Genomic DNA, 6,570 nt, shown 5'->3' on the forward strand with positions numbered 1-6,570 from the left:
CGTTGCAAGGTTGACCTGTGTCCTGCGCCATCCCATGGCCATTCCGTGACACTGTGGCCCGTCCTGCCGGGCCTGTGGTGTCAGGGGTGGCCCGGCCTTCACCAAGGCGGGCGGGCGTACTCCCATGGCAGACCGTCCCGGTTGTCGGGCTGTTCTCAGGGGTCGCGACACGCCCGACCGCGTGGGTCGGACAGCGTGGGCCGGGCACAGACGAGATGACGGCAGGTACCGGCAGGAACGGAACAGGAACGGGAGCGGCGTTGCCGACGATCCAGCAGTTGGTCCGCAAGGGCCGGCAGGACAAGGTCGAGAAGACCAAGACCCCGGCGCTCAAGGGGAGCCCGCAGCGTCGTGGCGTGTGCACCCGCGTCTACACGACCACGCCCAAGAAGCCGAACTCGGCGCTGCGCAAGGTTGCCCGGGTCCGGCTCCACAGCGGGATAGAGGTCACCGCCTATATCCCGGGGGTGGGGCACAACCTGCAGGAGCACTCGATCGTCCTGGTTCGCGGCGGCCGGGTGAAGGACCTTCCGGGCGTCCGCTACAAGATCGTTCGCGGGACGCTGGACACGCAGGGTGTCCGCAACCGCAAGCAGGCGCGCAGCAAGTACGGAGCAAAGAAGGAGAAGGCCTGATGCCACGCAAGGGCCCGGCTCCCAAGCACGTCGTCGTCGTCGATCCGGTCTACGGCTCACCGCTGGTGACAGCGCTGGTCAACAAGGTTCTGCTCAGCGGTAAGAAGTCGCTGGCCGAACGGATCGTCTACGGGGCGCTCGAGGGCGCTCGGGAGAAGACCGGCAACGACCCCGTGGTCACGCTCAAGCGCGCTCTCGACAACGTCAAGCCGACGCTGGAGGTGCGCAGCCGCCGGGTCGGTGGCGCCACCTACCAGGTGCCGGTCGAGGTACGCGCGAGCCGGAGCACCACCCTCGCGCTGCGCTGGCTGGTCGGCTACGCCCGGCAGCGCCGCGAGAAGACCATGACCGAGCGCCTCATGAACGAGCTGATCGACGCCAGTAACGGTCTCGGCGCGAGCGTGAAGCGGCGCGAGGACACCCACAAGATGGCGGAGTCCAACAGGGCCTTCGCCCACTACCGCTGGTAACCGACAATGTCTGCTGACGTACGTGCCGCGCTGGCCGCGACCCGCAACATCGGGATCATGGCCCACATCGACGCGGGCAAGACCACGACCACCGAGCGGATCCTGTTCTACACCGGCGTCAACTACAAGATCGGTGAAGTCCACGACGGCGGCGCCACGATGGACTGGATGGAGCAGGAGCAGGAGCGGGGGATCACCATCACCTCCGCGGCCACCACCTGTACCTGGCGCGACCACACCATCAACATCATCGACACTCCGGGGCACGTCGACTTCACCGTCGAGGTGGAGCGGTCGCTGCGGGTGCTCGACGGTGCGGTCGCCGTCTTCGACGCCGTGGCCGGTGTGGAGCCCCAGAGCGAGACCGTCTGGCGCCAGGCCGACCGTTACAACGTCCCGCGGATCGCGTTCGTCAACAAGATGGACCGGGTCGGCGCGGAGTTCCACCGGTGCGTGGAGATGATGGTCGACCGGCTCGCCGCGACCCCGGCCGTCATCCAGCTGCCGTGGGGCGTCGAGGCCGACTTCAAGGGCATCATCGATCTGATCCGGATGAAGGGCCTGCTCTGGCACACCGAGGACAAGGGCGCCTCCTACGAGACCGTCGACATCCCGCGTGACCACCTGGAGGCCGCGCAGGAGTGGCGGGACAAGCTCATCGAGACCGTCGCCGAGAACGACGACATCCTGATGGAGCTCTACCTCGAGGGTGAGGAGCCGACCGAGGAGCAGCTGCGGGCGGCGCTGCGCCGGGGCACGCTGGCCGGAGCGCTCAACCCGGTGCTGTGCGGGTCGGCGTTCAAGAACAAGGGCGTGCAGCCCATGCTCGACGCCGTCGTCGACTTCCTCCCGAGCCCGCTGGACATCGGCGCCACCGTCGGTCACGCCATCGGCCGTGAGGACACCGAGGTCTCCCGCGAGCCGGACGAGAGCGAGCCGTTCGCCGCGCTCGCCTTCAAGATCATGACGGATCCCTACGTCGGGAAGCTGACCTACATCCGGGTCTACTCCGGCCGGCTCACCTCGGGCTCCCCGGTGCTGAACTCCACCAAGGACCGCAAGGAGCGCATCGGCCGCATCCTCCAGATGCACGCCAACCACCGGGAGGACCGCGAGGGTGTCGGCGCGGGTCAGATCGTCGCGGTCGTCGGTCTGAAGAACACCACGACCGGTGACACGCTGTGCGACCCGAACGCCCCGGTCATCCTGGAGTCGATGACCTTCCCGGCCCCGGTCATCAGCGTCGCGATCGAGCCGAAGACCAAGGCCGACCAGCAGAAGCTGGGCACGGCCATCGGCCGGCTGGCCGAGGAGGACCCGACCTTCCAGGTCCGCACCGACGACGAGACCGGCCAGACGATCATCGCCGGCATGGGCGAGCTGCACCTGGACGTGCTCGTCGACCGGATGCGCCGCGAGTTCGGTGTCGCCGCCAACGTCGGCAAGCCGCAGGTCGCCTACCGGGAGACCATCCGGCGCAAGGTCGAGAAGGTCGACTACACGCACAAGAAGCAGACCGGTGGCTCCGGGCAGTACGCACGCGTGATCATCGATCTCGAGCCCTCCGGCGGCGACGGCGGCGGCTACGAGTTCGAGAACAAGGTCACCGGTGGCCGTATCCCGCGTGAGTACATCCCCTCGGTCGACGCCGGCTGCCAGGAGGCGATGGAGTTCGGCGTGCTCGCCGGCTACCCCCTCGTCGACGTGAAGGTCACCCTGCTCGACGGCCAGTACCACGACGTCGACTCGTCCGAGCTCGCTTTCAAGATCGCCGGCTCGATGGCGTTCAAGGAGGCGGCGCGGCGGGCCGACCCGGTGCTGCTCGAACCGATGATGGCGGTCGAGGTCACCACCCCCGAGGACTACATGGGTGACGTGATCGGCGACCTGAACTCGCGGCGCGGGCAGATCCAGGCCATGGACGAACGGTCCGGCGCGCGCATCGTGAAGGCGATCGTCCCGCTGTCGGAGATGTTCGGCTACGTCGGGGACCTGCGCTCGAAGACCTCGGGGCGGGCGGTCTATTCGATGCAGTTCGACTCCTACGCCGAGGTTCCAGCGGGGGTCGCGAAGGAGATCATCGCGAAGGCGCGCGGAGAGTGACCGGTGGCCGGGCGTGGTGGCCCCGTCCGGGGGCCGCTCGCGGATCCGGCACCACTATTGATCATTAGCAGGCTACAAGTGGCCGGCAGGCGGCGCGATCACTTCTCTCGCGCCGCCGGCGGTCCCAGGACCACCAGCACGGCACGACACCACCCGTCCTTGGAGGGACACCCGTGGCGAAGCAGAAGTTCGAGCGGAACAAGCCGCATGTCAACATCGGGACCATCGGTCACATCGACCACGGCAAGACCACGCTGACCGCGGCCATCACCAAGGTCCTGCACGACGCGCACCCGGACCTGAACCCCTTCACGCCGTTCGACCAGATCGACAAGGCGCCGGAGGAGAAGGCCCGCGGCATCACGATCTCGATCGCCCACGTCGAGTACCAGACCGACAACCGGCACTACGCTCACGTCGACTGCCCCGGCCACGCCGACTACATCAAGAACATGATCACCGGCGCGGCGCAGATGGACGGCGCGATCCTCGTCGTCTCGGCGACCGACGGCCCGATGCCGCAGACCAAGGAGCACGTGCTGCTCGCCCGCCAGGTCGGCGTGCCCTACATCGTCGTGGCGCTGAACAAGGCCGACATGGTCGACGACGAGGAGATCCTCGAGCTCGTCGAGCTGGAGGTCCGGGAGCTGCTGAGCTCGTACGAGTTCCCCGGCGACGACGTGCCGGTGATCCGGGTCTCGGCGCTCAAGGCGCTGGAGGGTGACAAGGAGTGGGGAGCCAAGCTCCTCGAGCTCATGCAGGCCGTCGACGACTCCATCCCGGAGCCGGAGCGCGACATCGACAAGCCCTTCCTGATGCCGATCGAGGACGTCTTCACGATCACCGGTCGTGGCACCGTCGTCACCGGTCGCGTGGAGCGCGGTGTCGTCAAGGTCAACGAAGTGGTCGAGATCGTCGGCATCCGGCCGGAGGTCACCACGACGACCGTCACCGGTGTGGAGATGTTCCGCAAGCTGCTCGACGAGGGGCGCGCCGGTGACAACGTCGGCCTGCTCCTGCGTGGTGTCAAGCGCGAGGACGTCGAGCGCGGCCAGGTCGTCACCAAGCCGAAGTCGATCACCCCGCACACCAACTTCGAGGCGCAGGTCTACATCCTTAGCAAGGATGAGGGTGGCCGCCACACCCCGTTCTTCAACAACTACCGCCCGCAGTTCTACTTCCGTACCACCGACGTGACCGGCGTGGTGACCCTCCCCGAGGGCACCGAGATGGTCATGCCGGGTGACAACACGGAGATGACGGTCGAGCTCATCCAGCCGATCGCCATGGAGGAAGGCCTGCGGTTCGCCATCCGCGAGGGCGGTCGTACCGTCGGTGCCGGTCGCGTCACCAAGATCCTGAAGTAGTCGCTGCGGCGGCGGGCCCGCTATGCCCCATCCAGGGCATATGGCCCGCCGCTTNGCATATTGCCCGCCGCTTGCGCAGTGTACGCACCTGACAACAAGCGGTACATCCGGCGGCAGCTCCGGCCAAGGAACGGACCCTGCGGGGCCTGCCAGCCGGACGAGACAGACAGGACAGGCGAAGCCCACCATGGCGGCACAGAAGATCCGCATCCGGCTCAAGGCCTACGACCACGAGATCATCGACAGCTCGGCCCGCAAGATCGTCGAGACGGTGACGCGGACTGGTGCGCAGGTCGCGGGACCGGTGCCGCTGCCGACGGAGAAGAACGTCTACTGCGTGATCCGGTCGCCGCACAAGTACAAGGACAGCCGCGAGCACTTCGAGATGCGCACGCACAAGCGGCTGATCGACATTCTTGACCCGACGCCGAAGACGGTCGACTCGCTGATGCGCCTCGACCTTCCCGCCGGTGTCGACATCGAGATCAAGCTTTAAAGGGGCCGGCGCAGTCATGCTCAATCGCAACTACAGGGGGCTCCTGGGCACCAAGCTCGGGATGACCCAGGTATGGGACGCGAACAACCGCGTCATCCCGGTCACGGTGATCAAAGCCGGGCCGAACGTGGTGACGCAGGTCAGGACATCCGACCGGGACGGCTACTCGGCGGTCCAGCTCGGCTACGGCGAGATCGACCCCCGCCGGGTGACCCAGCCGCTGCGCGGCCACTTCGCGCGCGCCGGGGTCCCGCCGCGGCGGCATCTGGTGGAGCTGCGCACCGCGGACGCCACCAACTACCGCCCCGGCCAGGAGCTGACCGGCGAGATCTTCTCCGCGGGCAGCATCGTGGACGTGACCGGCACATCCAAGGGCAAGGGCTTCGCCGGTGTGATGAAGCGGCACGGCTTCAAGGGCCTCGGCGCCGGCCACGGCGTCGAGCGCAAGCACCGCTCGCCCGGATCGGTCGGCGGGTGCGCCACCCCCGGCCGCGTCTTCAAGGGCCTGCGGATGGCCGGGCGGATGGGGCACGAACGGGTCACCACCGCCGGCCTGACCATCCACGCCGTCGACACCGAGCGCGGCTTCCTGCTGGTCAAGGGCGCGGTTCCCGGCCCGGACGGCGGTCTGGTGCTCGTCCGCAGCGCGGCCAAGCGGCCCGCACCGGCGGACTTCGAGCCCATCGCCGAGCCGGCCACGGCATCCGCCACCGGTGACGTCGCGACGTCCAGCGAGGAGGTATCGGCATGAGCGCAGTGACGGCGTCGGCGCGCCGGCGGCCACTGGCCGCCGACGACGAGCGGAGCGCGCCGCCACAGACCCGCACGGTCGTCGTCCACGCCCCCGCCGGTGGCGAGGCCGGCAGCGTCGACCTGCCGGGTGAGATCTTCGACGTGGCCCTGAACGTGCCGCTCATCCACCAGGTGGTGGTGGCGCAGCTCGCCGCGGCCCGGCAGGGGACCCACTCCACCCGCACCCGCGGCGAGGTCCGCGGCGGTGGGCGCAAGCCGTACCGGCAGAAGGGCACCGGCCGGGCCCGGCAGGGCTCGCTGCGCGCCCCGCAGTTCACCGGCGGTGGCGTCGTGCACGGCCCCAAGCCGCGTTCCTACGACCAGCGGACGCCGAAGAAGATGAAGGCCGCCGCGCTGCGCGGGGCCCTGTCCGACCGGGCGCGCAACGACCGGGTGCACATCGTGTCGTCGTTCGTCAGCGGCGACACGCCGTCGACGAAGGCCGCGCTCACCGCGCTGCGGACGATCGCGGACGTCCGACGGGTGCTGGTGGTGGTCGACCACGCCGACGAGCTCACCTGGAAGAGCCTGCGCAACATCCCCAGCGTGCACCTGCTCGACCCCGGCCAGCTCAACACCTACGACGTGCTGGTCAGCGACGACGTGGTGTTCACCCGCGACGCTCTGGCCACGTTCGTGGAGCGGGCGCTGGCGCCGATCTCCCGTGGTGCGCGGACCGCTTCCGACGAGCCGGCGGCACCGGCCGG

6 protein-coding genes and 1 pseudogene are annotated in these 6,570 nt (G+C 68.6%); all 7 read left to right on the forward strand.

Features of this window, described 5'->3' with window-relative positions; genetic code table 11:
- Window positions 1-260: 260 nt before the first annotated feature.
- Window positions 261-635, forward strand: coding sequence for a 30S ribosomal protein S12 (gene rpsL, locus FrCorBMG51_RS02885; RefSeq protein WP_047221564.1), 375 nt, complete (start codon window positions 261-263; stop codon window positions 633-635).
- Complete coding sequence (gene rpsG, locus FrCorBMG51_RS02890; protein ID WP_047221565.1) at window positions 635-1,105, forward strand: 30S ribosomal protein S7; 471 nt, start codon at window positions 635-637, stop codon at window positions 1,103-1,105. Before rpsL ends, rpsG begins: the two co-directional genes overlap by 1 nt.
- A gap of 6 nt (window positions 1,106-1,111) precedes the next feature.
- Entirely contained in the window at window positions 1,112-3,208 is a 2,097-nt protein-coding gene (gene fusA / locus FrCorBMG51_RS02895; RefSeq protein WP_047221566.1) for an elongation factor G, read from the forward strand.
- Between the two features lie 173 nt (window positions 3,209-3,381).
- On the forward strand, window positions 3,382-4,575 hold the full coding sequence (gene tuf / locus FrCorBMG51_RS02900) for an elongation factor Tu (RefSeq protein ID WP_013875114.1): 1,194 nt from the start codon (window positions 3,382-3,384) through the stop codon (window positions 4,573-4,575).
- Between the two features lie 187 nt (window positions 4,576-4,762).
- On the forward strand, window positions 4,763-5,071 hold the full coding sequence (gene rpsJ / locus FrCorBMG51_RS02905; protein ID WP_013875113.1) for a 30S ribosomal protein S10: 309 nt from the start codon (window positions 4,763-4,765) through the stop codon (window positions 5,069-5,071).
- 16 nt (window positions 5,072-5,087) lie between these two features.
- Window positions 5,088-5,822, forward strand: a complete 735-nt coding sequence (rplC, locus tag FrCorBMG51_RS02910; protein WP_047221567.1) for a 50S ribosomal protein L3 — start codon at window positions 5,088-5,090, stop codon at window positions 5,820-5,822.
- Window positions 5,819-6,550: pseudogene (gene rplD / locus FrCorBMG51_RS26120) on the forward strand (50S ribosomal protein L4); the annotation flags it as partial. The gene rplC and the pseudogene rplD, both read left to right, overlap by 4 nt.
- Window positions 6,551-6,570 lie beyond the last annotated feature (20 nt).

This window comes from Protofrankia coriariae (genome assembly GCF_001017755.1).
GTDB classification, from domain to species: Bacteria; Actinomycetota; Actinomycetes; order Frankiales; family Frankiaceae; genus Protofrankia; species Protofrankia coriariae.